The organism is Streptomyces sp. NBC_01474, assembly GCF_035918215.1.
GTDB lineage: Bacteria > Actinomycetota > Actinomycetes > Streptomycetales > Streptomycetaceae > Streptomyces > Streptomyces aureus.
The window spans coordinates 1,346,580-1,368,636 of the sequence record NZ_CP109449.1; the positions used below are offsets into that span (position 1 = coordinate 1,346,580).

The following is a 22,057-nucleotide window of genomic DNA, read 5'->3' on the forward strand; positions in this document are numbered from 1 at the left end:
CGCTCTCACCCCGCACTCGGCCGACTGATGTGGAGCCGCTCATGACCACCGCACGGGACCTCGCGATCGTTGCCATGGCCGAGACACCCGACCATCCCGTGGAGCAGGGCGAGCTGTCGCTGGCGCTCGCGGGGGCCGAGGTGTTCGACCTCATCGAGGCCAAGGCCCTGATCGTGGACGGCGACCGCATCCTGCCCAGCGCCCAGGCGCCCACCGGGGACCGCCTGCTGGATGAAGCCGCCGCGGCTCTCGTGCGGCAGGAACCGTACGAGTCGGTCGAGGACTGGCTGTGGCGCCGGGGCCGCGGGCTGTCCTCGGGGTACGTCGACGAGCTGGAGCGGGAGGGGCTGACGACCCGGCCGCGGGGCCTTCGGAATCCGCTGAGGGGCGGGCGGACGGAGCCGGTCGACTCGGCGGACCGGCGCCGTGCCGAGGAGCGCTGGGCGGCGGGCGAACCCGTACTCGCCGCCCTGGCGGCCGCCGCCGGAATCCGGGACGAGCCGACCGATGACGCCCCCGAGCTCGCCGGGGACGCGGTCGCGGCGGTCCTGGCCGCCGTCGGGACCGCCGTTCAAGAACTGCAGGCCGTACGGCAGCGCAGGGCGATCGAGGACGCGGCGTTCGACAACGTCTGGCGCGGCTACTGAGATCTGTCCCTGCCCACGCGCGAAGAAGGGCCCCTGACAGGCATCTGCCTGTCAGGGGCCCTTCTCGGCGCGCGCCGCCGCTACCCGTACGGCTCACACGAGCTGTACGGCCGCCCGGCGGGAGACCGCGTGGTCAGCGGACGTCGTAGGCGCGGGTGACGGTCTGGGTGACCGCGTTGCCGTTGGCGTCGGTGAACTCGGCCTTCGTCATGACCTGCTTGCCGGTGGCACCGGTGTGGTCGACGACGGCCGTCCACTCGCCGTCCTTCTTCTGGGTCGGCGCCTGGATCCAGGTGGTGCCGCCGTCGTAGGAGTAGGACAGCGAGGCCTTGGTGATCGCGGCCGGGGTGTACCCGGCGTGGCCCTCGACCGACAGGCCGACCTTGATGCCGCTCTTCGCGGGCAGGGTGTTCAGGCCGTCCACCGGCAGGTCGTACACCGGGGAGAGGATCGGCAGGCCGCGCGAGTAGACGTCCGGCTCCCGGTGGGAGCGGAAGCTCCACGTGGTGGTGACAGCGGTGGAGCGCAGCCAGTTCCGGTCGGCGGAAAGGATCTTCTCCAGCTTCTGGGTGAGCTCGTACGCGGAGTCCTCGTCCGGCACCTGGAACACGCCGTACGGATCGTAACTGCCGCCGATCCGCTCACCGTTGCGCTTCAGCTCCAGGTTGCCGAGGTCGCCGAACGACCCGCCGTAGGACCAGTGGTCGCCCGATCCGTCGACCCAGAGCGCGTTCTGGAAGCCCATCAGGTCGCCCTGCCGCTCGGCGGCCAGCATCAGCTTGCCGTCGGCGTCGCGCGGCGCGCCAGGCCGCAGGGCACCGCCGTACCACTCCTCGGTACGCCGTTCCCCGGGCCGGTAGGTGCGCTCCTGGTCACCCATGAACGCGGCGAACGGGAAGCTCGTCATCGCGCCGTGGTACCAGGCGTCGTCGCCGGTCGAGTAGTAGGCGGTGCGGGTACCGGGCACGTGGAACGTGGCGAACGCGCTCACGGGGAGGTAGGAGCCGCTGCTACCGGCGGGGCGCAGGAACAACGCGTCGAGGTAGTCGGCCTCCTTGCCCATGGCGTTCCACGTTTCGGCGACCTGGGCCAGCTTGGCGTCCTTGGGCCGGTAGACCTGGTCGGAGTGCAGCGGACCCGGCGTCGGGAACGACAGGTTGTAGACGTACGGCGAGCCGCCCTCGGAGCCGGAGGCACGCCAGGTGGGCCGGAACTCGAAGGTGCCGTTCCCGGCACGCCCGTCGATGTCCGCGTAGAACTTCTGGACCGTGCTGTCGGCCACGAGCGACCCGGATATCTCCCAGGTGTCGTCCCACGTGCGGGCGTAGCTGAGCGTCGTGTTGGTCACCGTCGAGGGACGGTCCGTGCGCACGCTCACCTGGTGGGCCTTGCGGGAGTCGAGGACGACGGTGGTGTCACGGGTGATCCGCAACTGCGGGTTCGCGAGGTAACTGACCGACTCAAGGGCGTTGCCCGCGCCGTACGTGGTCACGAAGCTGCTGAGGGAGTAGTCACCCGGGCGCACGCTGTACGTCTGATCCGTCGCGCCGCTGTTGTTGCGGCGCTCGCCCCGGTCGGTGTCGAGGCTGACGAGGTCAAGGGAGGAAGACCCGGTGGCCGGCTTGCCGTCACGGTCGATGGCCTTGACCCGGAGCGTGACCGTCTGCGGCTGGACGTAGAGCGTGACGGGCACGGAGACATGCACATCGCCGCCGGTGGCGAGGATCCGGCCGGTGACCGCACCGTACTGGGCGTCCGTCAGACGGGCGGTGGGGTCGATCCGCAGAGGCACCTGAGCGGTGGCGCCCGCAGGGACCTTCACCTTGCCCTCCGCCGGCTTGACGATGCCGGAGCGGACCTCGCTGCCGTCGTTGCCGTGCACACCGCTGACCTTCAGGCTCAGAGTGAGGTCCCTCTTGCCGGTGTTGGTGAAGGGCACCTGCACGGTGGTGCGGTCCGAGGCGTCCTGCGGCCAGTTGTAGCTGCCGGCCTGGACGGCGGGTGCGGAGAGCACCCTCTGGTTCACCGCACCGAACACGTCGAGGACGCCACCGCCGGTCTGGTCGGCGCCCGCGACCTTGCCGCCGATGCGGGCGGAGGAGACCAGGGCGGCCTTGATCTGCTGCGCGGTCCAGTCCGGGTGGGCCTGGCGGACGACGGCCGCGGCGCCCGCGACATGCGGAGTGGCCATGGAGGTGCCGGACATCGTGCGGTAGGCGTAGACACCGCGGCCGCCCGCGCTGGCCGCCGAGATGTCGACGCCGGGAGCGGCGATCTCGGGCTTGAGGGTGTGGGTGACGGCCACGGGACCGCGGCTGGAGAACGCCGCGGTGGTGTCGTCGCGGTCGACGGCGCCGACGGTCAGCACGCCGGGCACACAGCCGGGCGAGGAGACGGTCTCGGTGGCCGAACCGGCGTTGCCCGCGGCGACGACGAACAGGGTGTGGGTGTTCTGCGAGAGCTGCTGCGTGGCCTGGGCCATCGGGTCGGCGCAGTCGCGGATCGTGGGGTTGCCCAGGCTCATGGAGACGACGTCGGCCTGCTGGTCGACGGCCCACTGCATACCGGCGATGATCCAGGAGTCCTGGCCGTAGCCCTGGTCGTTGAGGACCTTGCCGATGAGCAGAGAGGTACCCGGGGCGACGCCCTTCTTGCGGCCGTCGCTGGCGGCCCCGGACCCGCCGACCGTGGAGGCGGTGTGGGTGCCGTGGCCCACCTTGTCGTCGGTGGTCCTGGAGTCCGTGAAGTTCTTCGACGCGGCGACCCGGCTCACCAGGTCCGGGTGCTCGGCGTCCACGCCGGTGTCCAGCACGGCGACCTTGGTGCCCTTGCCGTCGTAGCCGGCCGCCCAGGCCTCCGGCGCGTGCACCTGCGCGGTGGAACGGTCCAGCGTGGCCTCGGCCTTGCCGTCCAGCCACAGCTTCTTCAGCGGGGAGGCAGCACGTGAGCGGGTGTCGGTGACGTCCCGCCAGAACGTGGCGGCGGTGTCCTTGCCCGCCTTGAGCGCGACGCCGTCCACAGCCGGGAGGCTCAGGCCCCGCTCGGAACCGCGAGGAGCCGCCGGCGCGCTCTTCGCGACGTCCACGCTGTTCCGGTAGGTGGCGATGAGCGGCAGCGCGTCGGTGTGCGCGTCGTCGTATCCCTGGCGGATGAGCCCGGTGACGTTGAACAGCTGCTCGTCGACCTTGCCTTCGGCGATCGCCGCGGAGGCGGCCTCGGGGTAGACGTAGAGGTCCTTGCCCAGCTGGTAGGTCTGCACCACCGGCTGCGTGCCGTCCTCGCGGGGCAGTACGGCCGCGGAGCTGTGACCCGACCTGTCGGTGGTCACCACCACCTTGTCGCCGGTGACGAGCGTGACCGTCGTCTGCTTGCCTCCCGTCGCCCCGGCCCCGCTGCCGATGACGGGTCTCTTCCCCGAGGCGCCGTCAGGCGGCGTATCCGCCGCCCCGGAAGGCGCGACCGCCGTGACGGCCAGGGCGGCGGCGGTAGCCGCGCCCATGGCTATACGCGTTATGGAGCGCATGGATCTCCCCACTCGAAACCGTGAACATGCCGTGCTGCCGCTGCAGCCTGGCAGACATCCGGAACGTGGAGTGATGCCGCGCGTGACGGGTCTCCCGCATGTCGGTTTTCCGACACGCGGTCCCGTCTACAGGTTCCTCAGCACCGTGGAAACCCGGGCCGCACGCCGCGGCCTCGGCCGGATCGACGTCGTCGAGGAGGGGCCCTCAGGGCCGGTCAGGACGTCAGAGCCAGCCCGCGCGTGCCGCGTGCCACCCCAGTTGCAGGCGCGAGTCAGCGCCCGCGAGGTCCATGAGACGGCGCGTCCGCCGCTCCACGGTGCGTATGGAAAGGCCGAGTTGAGAGGCCGCACGCCGGTCGGAGACCCCTGCCAGCAGGAGGGCGAGGACCTCCAGTTCCCCCTCGGTCGGCTGCTGGTCGGTGGTCTGCTGCGCGCGCACCCCCGTGGTGGTGGCGTACAGAGGCCGGGCCTCGGCCCATTCCCTCTCGAAGAGGTGGACCAGGGCCGTCAGCAGACCGCTGCGGTGCACCACGATGGCGCTCGGCTCACCGCCGGAGTCCGTCATGTCGAGTGGCACCATGGCACGCTCCCGGTCCGACACGACCATCTTCAGCGGCACCGAGTCGGCGAGGCGCACCTCGACGCCCGCGGCGATGCCGGCCTTCACGTCCCGCGCCACGTCGGGACCGTCGAGATAGTCCTTGGCAGCCACGACACGGAAATCGACTCCGCGGTCCAGGGCGGAACTCTCCGACAAGTCGGCGTCGTCGCGCGGCACCGCGGTGGGAGCGCCGACGAGGAAGACAAGCAGCTCCCGCTGGGCGCCACGCTGCAGTTGGTGGAACCGGTGTGCCACCTGCTCCACGCCGACGACCACCTCCACGACACTGCCCGCGGGGTGCGCGGCGGTACTGCGGTACTGCTCGGTCAGCATCGAGAACGCCGTCTCGGCCCGGTGCAGTGCGTTGCGCTGCTCGACGAGTATCGGGGCCAGGGCCACTGAGGGCGGTGTGAGCCGGTAGCGGGCGGGCCGGCTGCCGGCGTCGCAGTCGGACGGCCCGGACACTCCGCTCCGGGCCTCGGTGGCGACCGCGGCCAGACCACGTGTCGTCAGGTCGAGCAGGATGCGGGTGGTCTCGGCCTCGTCAAGTCCCGTCTGCCGGACAAGGTCCTGCGCGGAGGCGGTCGGGCGGGCCAGCAGTGCGGTGTAGACGGCCTCTTCGGCCGGGCCCAGCCCCAATGACTGCAGCATCCAGCTCCCCCTCGGACGGCCACCGTGTCCGGCCTCGGCGCGGCTCGGGCGGATTCTTCGCGGCGGCACATTACCCCACTCTCAGGAAGTCGCCTTTCCCAGAACCTGTTGTGGACGCGCCTGAATCGCCCGGACCGGGGGTGTGCCTCGCACCGCCCGCACACCCGGATCCCGGGTCCCGGATCGCTGGTCACGCCGTTCGCCGCACGGGGGCATCGTCCGGCGGGGCGCGGCTCACCCACGTCCGGGCCTGCCTAACGTACGGGGAGTACACCACCTGCCCGGGAGGTTCCGTGCCGCAAAACCATCCGAAGCGTTTCGCGCGCCCCGTCGAGAGCATCGAACCACCGCGCAACGTCGAGGTGGTGATCGGCGTTGCGTTGGTAACCCTCTTGGTGCTGATCCTCGGTGCCCTGTCCGATTCCCCGGTGTGGCTTCTCGGGCTCCTCGTATTCCTGCCGGCGGCGGCGTCCGCGCTGTGCACCGTGCGCCAGACGAAGTTCGTGGCTGCGTGGATCGCGCTCGTGGTCGTGGTCATCGTGCTGCTCCGGCACGGCGACGGGCGGTCGTGGCTCGACAGGAGCCTCATGATGCTGCTCACCCTCGCCCTGGGCGCGGCCTCCGTCTACGCCTGCCACCGTCGTATCCGCCGCGAGGACGAGATGCTGCGGCTGCGCTCCACCGCCGCGGCGATGCAGCGTCACATCCTGCGCCCGCTGCCTCTGCTCACCGACGACGTCCTGGTCGACGGCGCGTACGAGCCCGTCCAGGAGGACCGGCTGGTCGGCGGCGACATCTACGACGTCGTCGAGTCTCCCTGGGGAACCCGGGTCCTGATCGGCGATGTCCAGGGCAAGGGCCTGCCCGCGGTCGGTGCCGCGTTCGCGGTCATCGGCGCATTCCGGGAGGCGGCCCACCGGGAGCCGACCCTGACCGCGCTCGTCGACGCCCTCGATGCCTCTGTCGTACGGCACAACTCCTACGCCGCACGGACCGGCGACGACGAACGGTTCGTCACCGCGCTCATCCTCAACGTCGACGCGCACGACGAAGTACAAGTCGTCAACTGCGGACACATCGCGCCCCACTTGCTGCACGACGCCACCATCAGCACGCCGGCCCTCGACTCCGGCGTTCCCCTCGGTCTCGCCGAACTCGCCACCGAACCGGTGACCGTCGACTGGTTCGCCTTCCCGGCCGGGGCGACACTGCTGCTGACCACCGACGGGCTCACCGAGACCCGCGGCGCCGACGGCACGTTCTACCCCGTCACCGAACGCCTCACCGAGCGGGTGTCCCTCTCCCCCACCGACCTGCCACACGCCCTCTACGACGACGCGAGCGCGTTCGCCGGGGAGCGAGGTCAGCACGACGACGTCGCGATCCTGTGCGTCCGGCGGTCGCCTTTCCGTTGAGTACGTGGCGCAAGGCATCACGCGATCGCACGTCACGCCCGCCAGGATTACCCCGTACGGGGCGAAGGAGCCTGACCAGGTTGTGCCCGTCAGGCGCCTCGCTGCCGTACGTCCTCAGGGCTGTCCCAGGCCGGCCGCGAATTCCGCGAACCAGGCGAGCATGTCGGGCCGGGTCACAGACCCTTCCGCGCTGACCTCGCTGACGCGGGCGCCCTGGAGGATGCGCTTGACGGGGACCTCCAGCTTCTTGCCCGTGAGGGTGCGGGGCACGGCCTCGATGGGGACGACGTCGTCGGGGACGTGTCGGGGTGACAGGCTGTGCCTGATCGCGCCGACGATCTCGGCACGCAGGGCGTCGTCGAACCGCTCGCCGTCCGCGGGCACGACGAACAGCGGCATGTAGTAGCGGCCGTCCGCCAGTTCGGCGCCGATGACGAGGCTGTCCGCGATCCGCGGAAGCCGTTCGACGACGGCGTAGAGGTCGGCGGACCCCATGCGCACGCCCATGCGGTTGAGCGTGGAGTCGGAGCGGCCGGCCACGACGACGGACAGGTCGGGGTTCATGGTGACCCAGTCGCCGTGCCGCCACACGCCGGGATAGACGTCGAAGTAGCTGCTCCTGTAGCGCGCGTTGTCGGGGTCGCCGACGAAGCGGAGCGGCATCGACGGCAGAGGTGCCGTGACGACGAGTTCGCCCTGCTCCCCCACGAGCGGCCGCCCCGTGGCGTCCCAGGAGGCGAGGGCGACACCCAGCGAGGGGCCGGAGATCCGGCCTGTGCGCACCGGCAGCAGCGGGGAGTCGCCGGCGAGCACCGAGCAGATGTCGGTGCCGCCGCAGATCGACTGGAGCCGGGCCTTCGGGGCGAGCCGGTCGTGTACCCAGCGCCAGGTGCTGTCGGGCATCGCCGAGCCGGTCTGCAGGATGGTCCGCAGGGCGCCGAGGTCCGTGGCGGCGGCCGGGTGGGCGCCCGCCCTCTCCGCGGCGATCAGGTAGGCGGCGCCGACGCCGACCGTCGTGGCGCGGGTGCGTTCGGCGATCCGCCAGAGGCCGTTGATGTCGGGGTGGGTGGGGCTGCCGTCGTAGAGGACGAGCGTGCTGCCGTGCAGGAGGCCGGCGACCATGAAGTTCCACACCATCCAGCTGGTGGAGGTGTGGAAGAGGTAACGGTCGTCGGCGCGCAGGTCCACGCCGAGCCCGAGCGCCTTGAGCAGCTCGACGACGATGCCGCCGTGGCCGTGAACGATTCCCTTCGGGACGCCGGTGGTGCCCGATGACCAGAGGATCCACAGCGGATGCTCGAACGGGACGTCGGCGTAGTCGAGTGGGGCTTCACGGTCGGCCATGACGGACCAGTCGTACTGCGTCACGTCCCGCCGCCGTGACCATGCCGGTCCGGCGGCGGACGTGTGCAGGTGGTCGACGGCGACGAGGTGGCGGACCGTGGGAAGACCGTCCAGGATCTCGGCGATGTGCGGGCGCCGGTCGTACTTCTTGCCGCCGTGGCGGTAGCCGTCCGCGGCCACCAGGACCGTCGGCCGGGCCTGGCGCAGCCTGGCGAGGACGCTGGGCGTGCCGAACTCGGGTGCGCAGACCGTCCAGGTCGCGCCGACGGCGGCGGTGGCCAGGAGGGCGACCACGGCCTGCGGAACGTTGGGCAGGTACCCGGCGACGCAGTCTCCGGGGCCGACGCCCATTTCTCGCAGGGCCGCGGCCGTGCCCGCCACTTCCCTGGTGAGCCTGTCCCAGGAGATCTCCACGGGGTCGCCGGTCTCGGACACGGCGATGAGCGCGGGGCGTTCGTCGGTGGCGTGGGCGAGGCACTGCTGCGCGAAGTTGAGGCGTGCCCCGGTGAACCAGGTCGCGCCGGGCATCCTCGCGTCGGCGAGCACCTCGTCGTAGTCGCTGACCGTGTCCAGGCCGTAGAACTCCCACACGGCCGACCAGAAGCCGGGCAGGTCGTCGGTGCTCCACCGCCACAGCTCGGCGTAGTCGGTGAACGACCGTCCGCGCTCCTGCGCCAACCAGGCCAGGAACGCGGTGATGTTGGAGTTCCGCGCGCTCATGCCGACGCCTTCGGGTCGGGTGTCGCACGGCAGCCGAAGGCCTGGAGGATCTCCAGTGCGCGGGGCCACTCGCCGTAGCCGGAGGCGGGGTTGAGGTGGCCGACGGGGCCGAGATCGACCAGGCGGCTGCCCCACGCGTCGGCCAGTGCGGTGACCCGGTCGAAGCGGGCCAGGGGGTCGTTCGTGCTCGCGGCGACCACGCTGGGGAACGGCAGCGTGGCGCTCGGCGTCGGCAGCCAGCCGTTGTCACGCAGGGTCCGCGGTTCGGGGTGGCCGTCCGGCAGCGGGGTCTCGAAGTCGGGCGGTGTCGCGAGGAGGGCGCCGCGCACCGGGCGGGTGTGCCGGGCCGCCCAGTGGACGGTGGTGTGGACGCCGGCGCTGTGCGCGACGAGCACGACCGGTCCCTCGATGCCGGACACCACGTCGTTCAGAGCGGTGACCTGAGCGTCGCAGCTCAGCCTGAGGTCAGTCAGGGGCGGCACGGTCACGGAACCGGGGAGGCGGGCGGTGAGAGCCGTCTGCCAGTGGTCGGGGACGTGGTCGCGCAGGCCGGGCACGAGCACGACCGTGGGCGCGGGGAGGGGGTTCATGCGGAGATCTCCGTCTTTTCGAGGGCCGGGGCCGATGCCGAGATGAGGCCCTTGTCGTAGTGGCGTCTGCCGAGGGCGAACGCCAGGCCCGCAACGACGGCGACGAGCGGGACCAGGCGGAGTGCGCCGTCGAGGCCCATGCGGTCGGCCAGCATGCCGGTGACCGCGGGGCCGGGCGCCAGGCCCAGCAGACTGTTGGCGAGGGTGAGTGTCGCCATGGCCGTCGCCGCGACGGCGGCCGGTGTCAGGCTCGCCACCATGGCGGCGGCGGGTCCCGCCGTGGCGTTGGAGAGCAGCGTCCCGGCGCCCACGAGGAGGAGTTGCGGCGTTCCGGGCGGGAGTTGGAACCCGCCGGTGAGCAGGACCAGCGAGCCGAAGCTGCACACGATGGCGACGGTCCACTTGAGGTGGGGGTTGCTGCGGCCGAGCCGGTCGCTGACGATGCCGCCGCCGATCATGCCGATCCCGGTGATCAGGGCGAATCCTCCGGCGGCGAGTCCGGCCTTGCCGGGCGGCAGGCCGTAGTAGCGGTCGAGGAAGCTGGGCATCCAGGCCAGCAGTGCCATCGCGATGAACATCTGCAGGCCGCTGCCGACATAGGCGCACAGCACGGACACCGACGAGAACAGCCGGGGCAGCAGCGCCCGTACCGGGCCTCCCGTACCCGGCGCGGGGCCGGTGCCGTAGCCGGCCGGCGCGAGTCTCCGCTCCGTCACGACGACGCCGTAGACCGCGGCCAGGACCAGCCCGAACAGGCCCATGATGCCGAACGTCCAGCGCCAGCCCAAGTGTTGGGCCACCACTCCGCCGATCGACACACCGAGTACGGAGCCGAAGGCGCCGCCCGCGATGAAGGCTCCCGACAGCGTGGCCCGCAGACCCACCGGGAACACGCTCAGCACCACCGCGATGCCCACGCTCCCGTAGGCCGCCTCACCGACGCCCACCATGAAACGGCCCAGGAACATCTCGCCGTAGCTCGCGGAGACGGCACAGCCCAGGGTGGCCAGGCTCCACACCACCGCCGCGAGGACCAGGCTCCTGACCCGGCCCCACCGGTCCGCGAGCAACGACAGCGGAAAGGTCAGCACGCCGACCATCAGGGCGACAATGCCGCTCAGCGCTCCCAACTGGGTGTCGGAGAGCAGCCATTCGGCCTTCAGCAGCGGGAACACCGCGTTCAGGACCTGCCGCGACATGTAGTCGGACAGCAGGAGCCCGAAGCTGAGGGCGAACACCAACCACGCGTAGCGACGCGTCATCGGCTCAGCAGGGCCTGTCACCGGCGATCCCGGCACGCTCCATCTTGCGGATGGCGGGCCAGTAGTCCTGGACCGCGTAGTGCTGGGTGGATCGGTTGTCCCAGAGGGCGACGCTGTTCGGGGTCCAGCGCCAGCGGACCTGGTACTCGGGGACGGCCGCCTGGCTCGTGAGGTAGTTGAGCAGGTGGCTCGCGCCGGGCGCGTGGTCCTGGCCGAACCGCACGTTCTCGGGGGTGTGGTAGTTGACGAAGTGGGTGGTGAAGGAGTTGACGAAGAGGATCTTCTCGCCGGTCTCGGGGTGGGTGCGCACGACCGGGTGCTCGGCGTCCGGGTAGCGGGCCTTGAGCTGGTGGCGCTGCTCCGTCGGCATGACCGCGCCGAAGCTCGCCTCGATGCTGTGCCGGGCGCGCAGCCCGTCGATCTGGGTGCGGATGTGTTCGGGGAGCCTGCGGTACGCCTCGGCCATGTCGACCCAGATCGTGTCGCCGCCGACGTCGGGCGTCTCGACGCAGCGGAGCAGGGCGCCCATGGGCGGGCGGTCGCGCCAGGTCGCGTCGCAGTGCAGGGCGTTCTCGTAGTGCTCGGGCTTGCTGTCCAGGTCCTTGTAGATGCGGACGAGGCCGGGGTGGTCGGGGTCGCTGCCGAGGACCGGGTGGTCCTCCAGCGGGCCGAGGCGGGAGGCGAACCCGACGTGCTCGGCGCGGCTCATGTCCTGGTCGCGCAGGAACAGCACCTTGTGGCGGAGCAGGAGTTCCTTGATCTTGGCGAAGAGCGCGTCGTCGTGGACGGCGTCGCTGAGCTGGACGCCGTGCAGTTCGGCGCCGATGGTGCAGGTCAGCGGTTCGACCTGGATCCGGGTGCGGGCAGCGGTCCGGGGCATGGGTGCTCTCCTGGGGTACGGGGGACGGGTGGCTCAGGGGATGAGGATGGACGAGCCCGTCGTGCGGCCCGCTTCGAGCGTGCGGTGCGCGGTCACGGCGTCCTCGAGGGCGAAGCGTTGGCCGACGCGGATCCCGATGCGGCCGGCGGCGACGTGGCCGAACAGTTCTCCGGCGAGGTCGTCCCGCTCGGCGGGGTCGGCGATGTAGTCGGCCAGCGCCGGGCGGGTCACGAACAGCGATCCGTGCTGGACGAGTTTCATCGCGTCCAGGGGCGGCACTCCGGACGAGGTGCCGAAGCAGACCAGCAGGCCGCGGCGGCGCAGCGAGGCCATGGACCCGGCGACCGTGTCCTTGCCGACGCTGTCGAGGACGAGCGGGACACCGGCCCCGTCGGTCAGCTGCCGCACGCGCTCCGCGACGTTCTCCTGCCGGTACAGGATGGTGTGGTCGCAGCCGTGGGCGCGGGCGAGTGCGGCCTTCTCCTCGGTGGAGACGGTGCCGATGACGGTGAGGCCGAGCAGCTTCGCCCACTGGGAGACGATCAGTCCCACGCCGCCCGCGGCGGCGTGCAGCAGGATCGTGTCGCCGGGCTTCAGCGGGTGGATGCGGCGCAGCAGGTACGAGGCGGTGAGGCCTCGCATGGTCATGGCGGCCGCGGTCTCGAAGTCGATGCCGTCGGGGAGCCGGATCAGGGAGTCGGCGGGCATGACCCGCTCGGAGCTGTACGCGCCGAGCGGGCTGCCGGTGTACGTGACACGGTCACCCTCGGCGACGTGGGTGACGCCCTGGCCGACGGCTTCGACGACGCCGGCGGCCTCGACGCCGATTCCCGCGGGCAGCGGGGCCGGGTACAGGCCGGTGCGGAAATAGGTGTCGGCGAAGTTGAGGCCGACGGCCTCGTGCCGGACCCGGACCTCGCCGGGGCCGGGGGCGCCGACGGTCACCTGTTCACGGCGCAGAACCTCGGGGCCGCCGGTCTCGTGGAAGCGGATGGCGTATGCCACGGCAATGCTCTCTTCGTTCGGGTTGTTCGGCTTGCTGTGCTTGGGTGCGGGATGTGCCGGCCCGGCATGCTGCCGGTGGGCTCGCTGTGCTTGTTCGGCGACGACCTGGCGACGTAGTCGACGTCAGCCGGTGGTGCCGCCGAGCATGAAGCCGCGCTGTCCGGGACGCCGGTTGGGCACCATGCCGAGTGCGGCCAGGGTCTGGTCGGTGCCGGAGTAGTACTCGCCGATGTGGTAGATCTCCTTGGCCTCCGCGCCGTTCGCGACGTCGCGGCCGAGGGTGTCGGCGATGCTGACCATCTGCTCGACCTGCTGCACGGAACTCATGCGCTCACCCTTGCGGGCCCACAGGTTGTCCTCGTTGCCCACGCGGACGTGGACGCCGAGGGCGATGCCGATGGCGTTCATGGGGGCGACGGCGCGCATCGAGGACTCGATGGTGAGGACGGCACCGTCGGGGACACGGCGGACGAACTCGATCAGGTCGGCCGGGTGCCGCCCGGAGAAACCACCGCCGATGGCCACGTAGTTGAGGACCAGGGGGCCGGTGTACACGCCGCTGCGGATGAGGCGCTCGACGGTCTCCAGCTGAGCCAGGGTGGCGAGCTGGAAGTGCGGCTGGATACCGTTCGCGTGCAGGCGCTTGAGGTGTTCAAGGTAGAAGTCGGGGCCCGCCTCGACGACCATGTCCCGGTACGCCGCGTAGTAGTCGGGCTTGGCGATGGACGTCCCGGCGAGGTCGTCGTCGGACATGATCTCGACGATGTTCATCTGGCTGGTGTTGATGGCGATCGTCACCTGGTCGGGCCGCGGGTCGAGTTCGGCCAGCAGGTGGCGGGTGTCGTAGCTGAGCCACTTCGCCTCGGATCCCTCGTCCTCGGGGGCGAACGAGATGGATCCGCCGATCTGCAGGACCATGTCCGGTACGGCCTCGCGCAGCCGGCCGATGAGTTCGTTGAACTTGGACATGCGCTTGGAGCCGTGCCCGTCCAGTTCCCGCACGTGGATGTGGAGGACGGTGGCACCGGCGTTGTAGCAGTCCACGGCGGCCTGGACATGCTCGTCCATGGTGAGGGGGAGGTCGTCGGCGTCGCCGGGGAGCCACTCGGGGCCGTAGGGAGCGACCTGGATCACCAGCTTCTGCTGGTTCTCGGGCAGCAGGGAGTCATCGAGGAAGTGCATCGTCATCTCCTGGTACGCGGACGCGCCGGGGCAGGCCTTCGTGGGCACAGCGACCCGACTCGTGGCTGGGGCAAGGGCCTTGATCGACAGAGCCGAAGTGGCCCTTGCGGTACGGCCACGTTAAGAGCGGGTTACGCGCGGCGCTTTACCGCAGGTGACAGGAGACTTGTCAGTTGGGGACAGGGCCGGGGTCGGACCTCTGGGCGCGCCACTCGCGGGCGCTGCTGCCGAACTGATCCCGGAACCAACGGGAGAAGGCGCTGGGCGCGGAGAAGCCGAGGAGTCCCGCGATCTCCGTGAGGGAACGGCTCGGATTCGCCACGAGCTGCTCGGCAAGCTCGGTGCGCGTGGCGTTGACGAGCGAGGAGAAGGTCTCGCCCGATGTGGCGAGGTGCCGGTGGACGGTCCTGCGGTCGACGCCGAGGCTGCCGGCGACCTGTTCGATCGAGCAACGCCCCGTCGGCAGCAGGACCTCGATCAGCTCGCGCACCCGGTCGAGCTCGGTGGTGTCCTCGGAGACCGCGAGGGAGTCGAAATACTGCCGGGCGTAGCCGCGCAGCAGGGGATCGGACATCGTGTTGGGGGTGTCGAGTTCGGTCGCGTAGAAAACGATGCCGTTGAATTCCTGGTCGAATTCCACTACGGGCCCGAAGAAACGCCGGTGTGCGGCCATGTCGTGGGGGGCGCCGTGTGAGAAGCACACGGACAGTGGCTGCCAGCGGGCGCCGAGGAACACCCGGAGAAACCCATGCAGCACGCCCACGGCCAGCTCGACGGATTGCCGGGCCTCACGCACCTCGCCGAGGGCGAGGCTCACCTTCAAGGTGGCGAGCCCGTTCGCCTCCGTGAGCCGGCTGCGCAGCATCTCGTTGTACATGCGCTCCTGGCGCACCAGGAGCCGGACGGCGCTGCGCGCGTCCGGTTCCTCGCGCAGGACGAGGCTGATCGGGCCGAGGTTGGAGAAGCGGCGCCGCTCGGCGAGGAGCAGGCCGAAGTCCTCGCGCCGCGCTGTCGCCGCCGACAGTTCGAGCAGCTCGGCGACGGCCGCGCCGGGAATCCAGCGGTCCTGGACGGCGAGCCCTACGGGGTCGAGACCCACCTGCTTCATGAGGGCACGGGGGTCGATACCCAGGGACTGGCTGAGCTCGATGTAGCTGCTCAGGGCTGCGTTGCGGACCAGCGGTTTCATCGGCGCGCTCCAGAGCTGTGTCCCAGATTGATAAGTCATCCGTCCCGTGAGGTCAAGCGCGGCACGGGGCCGTCACTTAGCGTGGCACCACCGCGAAGGCCGCACGGAATTCCGATGGAAGACACCTTGGCAAAGCATAGGCTCCTTGAAAAGGGGTCGGTACCGCGACGAAGAGGCCGCGAAAGAGTCGGCGAATCCGGGTCCCGGTGCTTATTTCTCATGGAATTCCCCGGCGGAGAAAGGATGAATATGGTGCGTGGGAAATTCCCAGAACTCCCCCGCCGCCCCTGCACCGGTCCGGCCGTGTGGCGGGGCCGGGATCTCTCGGCCTCCCCGGCCTGGGCGCTGCACCTGTCACCGGCGCGGCTCGACGAGCTGGACGCGGCCCTGCGGACGGTGCGAGCCCGGGGCACCCCTCTGCTGAAGGTGACCGCCGACCACTTCCCGCTGCCGACCCTTGCGGGCGAGCTGCGCGGTGCGGCCGACGAGCTGGAGAACGGCCGGGGCTTCGTACTGGTACGAGGCATCCCGGTGGAGCGGTACAGCGAGGAGGCGGCCGCTGTCCTCCTGTGGGGTGTCGGACAGCACCTCGGGATCCCGGTGTCGCAGGACGCGACCGGTCACATGCTCGGGCATCTGCGGGAGGGGCCCGACGCCCGGGCCGCGCTGTCGCCACGCACCGAGGCCGCCGACGCGTTGGCGCTGCTGTGCCTGGAGGCGACCGGTTCCCGGGGGCGTACGACGCTCGCCAGTTCGGCGGCGGTGCACAATGCCGTACTGGCTCACAGGCCCGAGCTGCTCGACTGCCTGAGTCGTACGCACTTCCTCGACCGCCGCGGAGAACAGCTCCCGGGCGGGCTCCCCTGGCAGGCGGTGCCGCTCGCCCACCGGGACGGGGACAGGCTCAGCCTGCGCTACGACCGCGGCCGTCTGGAGTCCGCGCAGCGGTATCCCGAGGTACGGCGTCTGAGTTCGACGGAGCGGGAGCTCTTCGACCTCATGGACGAGACGGCGTCCTCCCCGGAGCTGCGCCTCGACATCGACCTCGCCCCCGGCGACCTGCTGCTGCTCAACAACCACGCGGTCCTGCACGCCCGCGCGCCGCGCGAGGACGATCCGGACCGCGAACACTCCTTTCATCTCCTCCAGTTGTGGCTGACGCCGCATCAACCACGTTCACTGCCACCGGTGTTCTGGGGCGATGAGCATTCCCGCACCGGCGGGCGCGGCGGGGTCGCGCCGCGCGACGTGATCACCCCGCACCCCCCGACGAAAGGGAAGCCACATGTCCGACCTCTGCGCACTTCTGGCGCGATCCGCCCGGTCCCACGCTGACCGGACCGCTGTCCGTCAGGGCGACCGCGTCCTCACGTACGGGGAACTCGACGACCTGACCGCCCGGTTCGCGGCGCTGCTGCGGGCCAGGGGCGTGCGGGCGGGCGACCGCGTGGCGATGGTCCTCCCCAACGTCCTGCACTTTCCCGTCGTGTACTACGGCATCCTGCGCGCGGGCGGTGTCGTCGTCCCGATGAATCCGCTGCTGAAGGCGGACGAGATCGCGTTCGTGCTGCGTGACTGCGCCACCCGATTCCTGGTGGCCTCGCCGTCCTCTGCCGACGAGGCCGTTCCGGCGGCGGCGATGGCCGGCGTGGAATACCTGGTCGCGGACCCGGCCACCCTCGACGCGCAGCTGCGCCTGGCCCCGCCGATGACCGGAGCGGCCGGGAACGCCGACGACGACACCGCGGTGATCCTTTACACGTCCGGCACGACGGGGACGCCCAAGGGAGCGGAGCTGACGCACCGCAACCTGGTGAGCAACGCGCTGACGGCGGCCGGGACGCTGCTGTGCGTGGGACCGGACGACGTCCTGTTCGGCGGGCTCCCGCTGTTCCACGCCTTCGGGCAGACCTGCGCCCTGAACACCGCGATCGCGGCGGGTGCCTGTCTGACCCTCCTGCCTCGCTTCGACTCGGCCACGGCACTGGAGATACTGCGCCGCGACGAGGTGACCGTCTTCCTCGGCGTGCCGACGATGTACACCGCGCTGCTCCAGAGCGGCGTCGGGCCTGCCCTGCCGCGGCTGCGGCTGGGAGTCTCGGGCGGCTCCGCACTCCCTGTGGAACTGCTGCACGCCGCCGAGCGCGAGCTGGGGGTCACGGTGCTGGAGGGCTACGGCCTGTCGGAGACGTCGCCGGTGGCGTGCTTCAACCCGCCGGACCGGCCCCGCAAGCCGGGTTCCATCGGGCTCCCTGTCCGGGGGGTCGAGTTGCGGCTCGTCGCGGAGGGCGGCCGTGTGGTCGGCCCCGGCGAGGTGGGTGAGCTGGCGATCCGGGGCGAGAACGTCATGAAGGGGTACTGGAACCGGCCGGACGCCACCGCGCGGGCGTTCCAGGAGGGCTGGTTCCACAGCGGTGATCTCGCCCGCGTCGACGACGACGGCTACTACTTCATCGTCGACCGCAAGAAGGACCTCGTCATTCGCGGCGGCTACAACGTCTATCCGCGCGAGATCGAGGAGGTTCTGTACCGGCACCCGGACGTCGCGGAGGCCGCGGTGATCGGTGTGCCCGACCCGACGCGCGGCGAGGAGGTGGCCGCCGTGGTGGTTCTCCGGCCCGGCGCCCGCATCACGACGGACGAGTTGCGCGACTACGTACGACAGCGGGTGGCGGCCTACAAGTACCCGCGGATCGTGAGATTCGTCGACGAACTCCCCAAGGGGGCGACCGGCAAGATCCTGAAGCGGGACATCGCGCTCGCCCCGCCGGAGCCTTCGGGAACCTGACCCGGCGACCGGGCCGGCCCGCGCCCACTTCCCTGTCGTCTGCGTGATCATCGTGGACGAGCCGGCGTCCGCCCTGGACCCGGACGCGGAGCAGCGTGCGTTCGCCCAGATCCTCGGCCTCGCGGGGCCGGACCGCATCTTCGTCCTGGTCACGCACCGCATGGCCGCGGTGCGCCGCGTCGACCGCGTCTTCGTCCTGGACGACGGCCGGCTGATCGAGGAGGGCAGTCACGCCGAACTGTTCGCCGCCGAACCCGCCGGCCGCCGCGCGCAGATGTACCGCCTCCAGGCCGACCAGTACGAACACGGCCGCCCCGCCCGACTTCCCGGCCCCACCCGGCCACCCGCCTCCGAGCCCGCGTGACCTACGGGCAACCTGTCCGACGCGGCTATCTCGCTACAGGGTCAGCGGCTCACGGCGGTTTCGCGGTCGATGCGCGACAGCTTCTCAGGGGTGCGCACGGCGTAGAGCCCGTGACGATGCTGACGCGGCGGTCCGGCATCAGCCGGTCAGGCGGGTGAGCTGCCGGTCGTGCCACTTGCTGAGCAGCAGCAGCGAGACGGTGGCGCCGATCAGCGCGCAGAACATGTCCCATTGGGTGTCCCACACATCGCCCTGGGTGGCGAGGAAGGCGTCCGCCGCGTGCCCGCCGATGACCGCCGCCACCCACTCGAACATCTCGAAGACGGCGCTGAACGCCAGGCACGCGCAGACCGTGAGCGGCGCCAGCCATCGGCTGCCGCGCAGAGGAGACGTCCGGACCAGCAACTCCCTGACCAGGATGGCCGGTACGAAGCCCTGCAGCAGGTGCCCGAACCGGTCGTACGGATTCCTGGACAGCCCCAGTCCGTCCTTCACCCATTCGCCCAACGGCACCTCGGCGTACGTGTAGTGCCCGCCCAGCGCGAGCACCAGCGCGTGCGCCGCGAGGAGACAGCTCAGCATCCCCGACAGCGGGAAGCGTCGCCAGGTCAGGAGGACCAGTGGCAGTCCGATCAGTACCCACACCACTTCCAGCAGCCAGGTCGTCCGGTCGCGCGGTGCCCAGGCGGAGAGGGCGACCCCCGCGACCACGACGGCGACGCAGACGCCGGGCAACACCGGCGACGGGGCCAGGGAGGGGGCCGGAGTGTTCGCCGCCCGGCGACGGACAGTGGCGATCAGGGACATCGGGGCACTCCTTCTTCTCGGTCGCCTCATCGTGGCGGCCCAGAAGCCGGGTGGCCTGAGTACGGCTACTCAATCAGGAGCGGGCGAGTGGCGGTGGTGATCACGTCAGCGACGACAGCTCCGCCCGGTACTCGGACAGGGCCGCCACCGTGTCTGCGAGGGGGAAGCGGGTGCCGAGGTATCCGTCGGGGCGTACGACGAACCCGGTGGGGCCGTCGGGGCGGTAGAGCCGGGCGAACTCCCCTGCGGCGTCGCGGTATCCGGCAACGGCCAGGGAGTCGAGGCCAGTTGGCTCGGCTTCACGGGCGAGGACGGCGACAGTGTCCTGGACAGTCCCGTCGGCTGTCGGTGGCAGCCCCTCGGCCCGGACGGTCTCGGCGGCCTCCGCCAGGCCGGCGGCGCCGGCCCCGTACAGGAGCACGACGTGCGCCGTGCGGCCGCGCAGGATGTCGAGCAGGCGCAACGGGTAGGCGGCCACGGGCTCGGTCAGCCCGGTGCAGTCCGGGGCGCGGTCACCGGGCTGGGGCGCGTCGGCGGACCCGTGCGGGCTCCCCGCGAGCGGTCCGTCCCGGTAGCCGATGAGCAGTTGGGCCTCGCGGAGCATGATGGTCCGCGGGTCGTCGGGGTCGGCTTCGATGCCTTTCGTGGCGTGTCGCACAGTCCGGCCGACGACCTCCTCGCCGACCGGGCGGCGCTCGGCGTCGTAGCTGGTGAGCAGGGCGGGTCCCGCCTCGCCCCGGACGACGAGGGCGAGCTTCCAGGCCAGGTTGCAGGCGTCCTGGATGCCGGTGTTCATGCCCTGAGCACCGGTGGGCGGGTGGATGTGGGCGGCGTCGCCCGCGACGAAGACGCGTCCGTCGGCGTAGCGGTCGACGATGCGGTGGCTGATGCGGAAGACGGACGACCAGCGCATGTGGGAGAGGGTGGCCGGCGTAGGGGCCAGGCGGTCGACGACGGCCTGGATGTGGGACAGCTCGGGGGCGCCACCGCTCTGCAGGCCGTGCGCCACACCGTCCCCCTGTGCGGGCCCGCGGTCGGCGCCCGGCTCGGAGAGCTCGGGCGGGACCAGCGTGGACATGCGGTAGCGGCCGTTTCCGGGCAGCGGGATGCAGACCAGCACGTCGTCGGTGGAGCCGTCGTCGCCGCGGTGCATGGACCGTACGCCGTAGCCGTGCGGCATGTCCCAGTCGGCCTCGACGTCGGCCAGCATGTAGCCCTCGTCGAAGGCCCCGCCTTCGAAGCTCAGGCCCAGCCCTTTGCGGACGGTGCTGTGCGCTCCGTCGCAGCCGATCAGATAGCGGACGCGCAGCTCCTCCTCGGCGCCGGATTCGGTGCGCAGAAGAGCCGTGACTCCGTCCTCGTCCTGGCTGAACGACAGCAGTTCGGTGCCGCGTTCGGCGAACGTACCGAGGCCGCCGACGTACTCCTCGATGAGGCGTTCGGTCTCGTACTGAGGCAGCGCGGCGAATCCGTAGGGCACCTCGGGCGGCAGGACGAGGTCGATGCGGGCCTGCTCCCGGCCGTTGACGTAGATCAGCTGGCCGCGCATCGGGACGGCGGCCTCCAGGGCGGCGCGGGCCAGGCCCATCCGGTCCCAGATCTCGAGTGTGCGCGGCTGGATGCCGACCGCTTTGGCGTACGGAAGGCGGGCCGGCAGGCGGTCGACGAGACGGCAGCGCACCTCGTGCCGCCGGAGCTCCGCGGCCGCGCTCAGCCCGACCGGGCCGGCGCCCACGATCAGTACGTCGGTTGTTCGGGCGTGCTCCACGGGCACCTCCCAGTACCTGGCCCCCGGAACCGGCCCCGTCCTCCATCGTCGCCCGCCGCCGCGCCGGGGGCGAGCCGGCCGCCCGCCCTCCTGCCCGCACTCCCCCGACCGCGCCGCGGTCGACCACTGTCCACGTGGTGGGCGGTCAAGTGGCGGATCTTGTTCGTCGGCCGTCGATTCAGCAGGTCAGAGCGGTGCGGCTGGAGCCGTCAGGTGGCGCAATGCTGCCGCAACACCATCGGAGCCGCGGCGCCGGTACGTTCCCTGCCATGCCAGCCGAACGTATCCCCGCCTCGCTTCCGGTCGCCGCCGCGCGCCGTCGGCGGCTGCGTGCGGACCAGGCCCGGCAGCTCGCGGATCTGCTGCGCCACCAGATCCTGTCGGGCGGATTCCCGCGCGGCGTCCTCCCTCTGGAGGACGTCATCGCCGCCGACTACCGGGCCAGCCGCAACACCGTCCGACAGGCCCTCGACCTGTTGCGCGTCGAGCAGCTCGTCGAGCGGAAGGCCGGCGTCGGCACCGTCGTGGTCTGCGAGAAGTACCCGCACCGCCTCGACCGGCTGCAAGGCCTGGCCGAGACCCTGCACGAGCACGGCCGGGTCACCAACGAGGTCCGGACCGTCGGACCGGTCAGCGCTCCCGGCCCCGTGGCGCGCCGGCTCGGTCTGCCCGACCACACCGACGTGCTCTGCATCGAGCGGTTGCGCCGACTCGACGGACTGCCACTGTCCCTGGACCTGTCGTATCTGCCCATGGATGTCGGCGGTGACCTGCTCGGCTGCGATCTGGAGAACACGGATGTGTTCCGGCTCCTGGAGACGCTGACCGGCGGCCCGCTGGGGCATGCCGAGATCACTCTCGAAGCCGTGAACGCCGACGCGCACTCCGCCGCGGTCCTCGAGGCACCGCGCGGGAGCGCCGTTCTGATGCTGGAGCGGCTCACTCATCTGCCCGACGGGCGGCCTGTGGACCTGGAGTTCATCCGCTTCCGCGGCGACCGCATCACCATGAGCGGCGTCCTTCGGCGCCACTCCGTCTGACCCACCCCACGTTCCTCCTACCCCCCTCCCTGGAGACAGCCATGCCCGTTGTCCCGCAGCGCGCCGACGTACCCGTGACCATCGACGAGTCGCGGTGTATCGACGGCTGCACGCTCTGCGTAGACATGTGTCCGCTCGACTCGCTCGCGATCCACGAGGACAGCGGCAAGGCGTACATGCACGTCGACGAGTGCTGGTACTGCGGCCCGTGCGCGGCCCGGTGCCCCACCGGCGCGGTCACCGTCAACATGCCCTACCTGCTCCGGTGAAAGGTCCAACTG

18 protein-coding genes are annotated in these 22,057 nt (G+C 71.0%); 7 read left to right on the forward strand and 11 right to left on the reverse strand.

Features of this window, described 5'->3' with window-relative positions; translation table 11 throughout:
- Positions 1 to 41: 41 nt before the first annotated feature.
- Positions 42 to 647 carry a GOLPH3/VPS74 family protein gene (locus tag OG758_RS06465; protein WP_326709064.1) on the forward strand — a complete coding sequence of 202 codons (606 nt, stop codon included), beginning with the start codon at positions 42 to 44 and terminating at the stop codon, positions 645 to 647.
- 133 nt (positions 648 to 780) lie between these two features.
- On the opposite strand, the gene OG758_RS06470 is transcribed toward OG758_RS06465, so the two are convergent.
- Entirely contained in the window at positions 781 to 4,170 is a 3,390-nt protein-coding gene (locus OG758_RS06470; protein ID WP_326709065.1) for a S8 family peptidase, read from the reverse strand.
- A 223-nt stretch (positions 4,171 to 4,393) separates the two neighbouring features.
- On the reverse strand, positions 4,394 to 5,422 hold the full coding sequence (locus OG758_RS06475) for a helix-turn-helix domain-containing protein (RefSeq protein WP_326709066.1): 1,029 nt from the start codon (positions 5,420 to 5,422) through the stop codon (positions 4,394 to 4,396).
- Positions 5,423 to 5,715: 293 nt separating this feature from the next.
- Here OG758_RS06475 and OG758_RS06480 point away from each other — a divergent pair, with 293 nt between their 5' ends.
- Positions 5,716 to 6,837: a PP2C family protein-serine/threonine phosphatase gene (locus OG758_RS06480; RefSeq protein WP_326709067.1), complete on the forward strand. Its 1,122-nt coding sequence runs from the start codon at positions 5,716 to 5,718 to the stop codon at positions 6,835 to 6,837.
- Positions 6,838 to 6,951: 114 nt separating this feature from the next.
- Here the strand turns inward: OG758_RS06480 and OG758_RS06485 are convergent, their stop codons facing one another.
- The 7 genes from OG758_RS06485 to OG758_RS06515 form a co-directional block, all read right to left on the reverse strand.
- Entirely contained in the window at positions 6,952 to 8,901 is a 1,950-nt protein-coding gene (locus OG758_RS06485; RefSeq protein WP_326709068.1) for an acetoacetate--CoA ligase, read from the reverse strand.
- Complete coding sequence (locus tag OG758_RS06490) at positions 8,898 to 9,491, reverse strand: RBBP9/YdeN family alpha/beta hydrolase (RefSeq protein WP_326709069.1); 594 nt, start codon at positions 9,489 to 9,491, stop codon at positions 8,898 to 8,900. Before OG758_RS06490 ends, OG758_RS06485 begins: the two co-directional genes overlap by 4 nt.
- Positions 9,488 to 10,753 carry an MFS transporter gene (locus tag OG758_RS06495; protein WP_326709070.1) on the reverse strand — a complete coding sequence of 422 codons (1,266 nt, stop codon included), beginning with the start codon at positions 10,751 to 10,753 and terminating at the stop codon, positions 9,488 to 9,490. The genes OG758_RS06490 and OG758_RS06495 overlap by 4 nt, the downstream gene beginning before the upstream one ends.
- A 4-nt stretch (positions 10,754 to 10,757) precedes the next feature.
- On the reverse strand, positions 10,758 to 11,633 hold the full coding sequence (locus OG758_RS06500; RefSeq protein WP_326709071.1) for a TauD/TfdA dioxygenase family protein: 876 nt from the start codon (positions 11,631 to 11,633) through the stop codon (positions 10,758 to 10,760).
- Positions 11,634 to 11,666: 33 nt separating this feature from the next.
- Complete coding sequence (locus tag OG758_RS06505) at positions 11,667 to 12,638, reverse strand: quinone oxidoreductase family protein (protein ID WP_326709072.1); 972 nt, start codon at positions 12,636 to 12,638, stop codon at positions 11,667 to 11,669.
- A gap of 123 nt (positions 12,639 to 12,761) precedes the next feature.
- Positions 12,762 to 13,820 (reverse strand): 3-keto-5-aminohexanoate cleavage protein, encoded by a 1,059-nt coding sequence (locus OG758_RS06510; protein ID WP_326709073.1) that lies wholly within the window; start codon positions 13,818 to 13,820, stop codon positions 12,762 to 12,764.
- A gap of 169 nt (positions 13,821 to 13,989) precedes the next feature.
- Positions 13,990 to 15,009 carry an AraC family transcriptional regulator gene (locus OG758_RS06515; protein ID WP_326709074.1) on the reverse strand — a complete coding sequence of 340 codons (1,020 nt, stop codon included), beginning with the start codon at positions 15,007 to 15,009 and terminating at the stop codon, positions 13,990 to 13,992.
- A 243-nt stretch (positions 15,010 to 15,252) separates the two neighbouring features.
- Here OG758_RS06515 and OG758_RS06520 point away from each other — a divergent pair, with 243 nt between their 5' ends.
- Genes OG758_RS06520 through OG758_RS06530 form a run of 3 tightly spaced genes read left to right on the forward strand, consistent with a single transcriptional unit; the run spans position 15,253 to position 18,161 of the window.
- On the forward strand, positions 15,253 to 16,344 hold the full coding sequence (locus OG758_RS06520) for a TauD/TfdA family dioxygenase (protein WP_326709075.1): 1,092 nt from the start codon (positions 15,253 to 15,255) through the stop codon (positions 16,342 to 16,344).
- Positions 16,295 to 17,797: a long-chain-fatty-acid--CoA ligase gene (locus OG758_RS06525; protein ID WP_326709076.1), complete on the forward strand. Its 1,503-nt coding sequence runs from the start codon at positions 16,295 to 16,297 to the stop codon at positions 17,795 to 17,797. Before OG758_RS06520 ends, OG758_RS06525 begins: the two co-directional genes overlap by 50 nt.
- Before the next feature lie 43 nt (positions 17,798 to 17,840).
- Entirely contained in the window at positions 17,841 to 18,161 is a 321-nt protein-coding gene (locus tag OG758_RS06530) for a hypothetical protein (protein ID WP_326709077.1), read from the forward strand.
- 138 nt (positions 18,162 to 18,299) lie between these two features.
- Here OG758_RS06530 and OG758_RS06535 read toward each other — a convergent pair whose 3' ends face one another.
- Positions 18,300 to 18,968, reverse strand: a complete 669-nt coding sequence (locus OG758_RS06535; protein ID WP_326709078.1) for a DUF2238 domain-containing protein — start codon at positions 18,966 to 18,968, stop codon at positions 18,300 to 18,302.
- 100 nt (positions 18,969 to 19,068) lie between these two features.
- Positions 19,069 to 20,736 carry an FAD-dependent monooxygenase gene (locus tag OG758_RS06540; RefSeq protein WP_326709079.1) on the reverse strand — a complete coding sequence of 556 codons (1,668 nt, stop codon included), beginning with the start codon at positions 20,734 to 20,736 and terminating at the stop codon, positions 19,069 to 19,071.
- A 269-nt stretch (positions 20,737 to 21,005) separates the two neighbouring features.
- Here OG758_RS06540 and OG758_RS06545 point away from each other — a divergent pair, with 269 nt between their 5' ends.
- Together OG758_RS06545 and OG758_RS06550 are read left to right on the forward strand one after the other, a co-directional pair.
- Positions 21,006 to 21,776, forward strand: a complete 771-nt coding sequence (locus OG758_RS06545; protein WP_326709080.1) for a GntR family transcriptional regulator — start codon at positions 21,006 to 21,008, stop codon at positions 21,774 to 21,776.
- 41 nt (positions 21,777 to 21,817) lie between these two features.
- Positions 21,818 to 22,045, forward strand: coding sequence for a 4Fe-4S dicluster domain-containing protein (locus tag OG758_RS06550; RefSeq protein WP_266555939.1), 228 nt, complete (start codon positions 21,818 to 21,820; stop codon positions 22,043 to 22,045).
- The last annotated feature ends 12 nt before the right edge of the window (positions 22,046 to 22,057 follow it).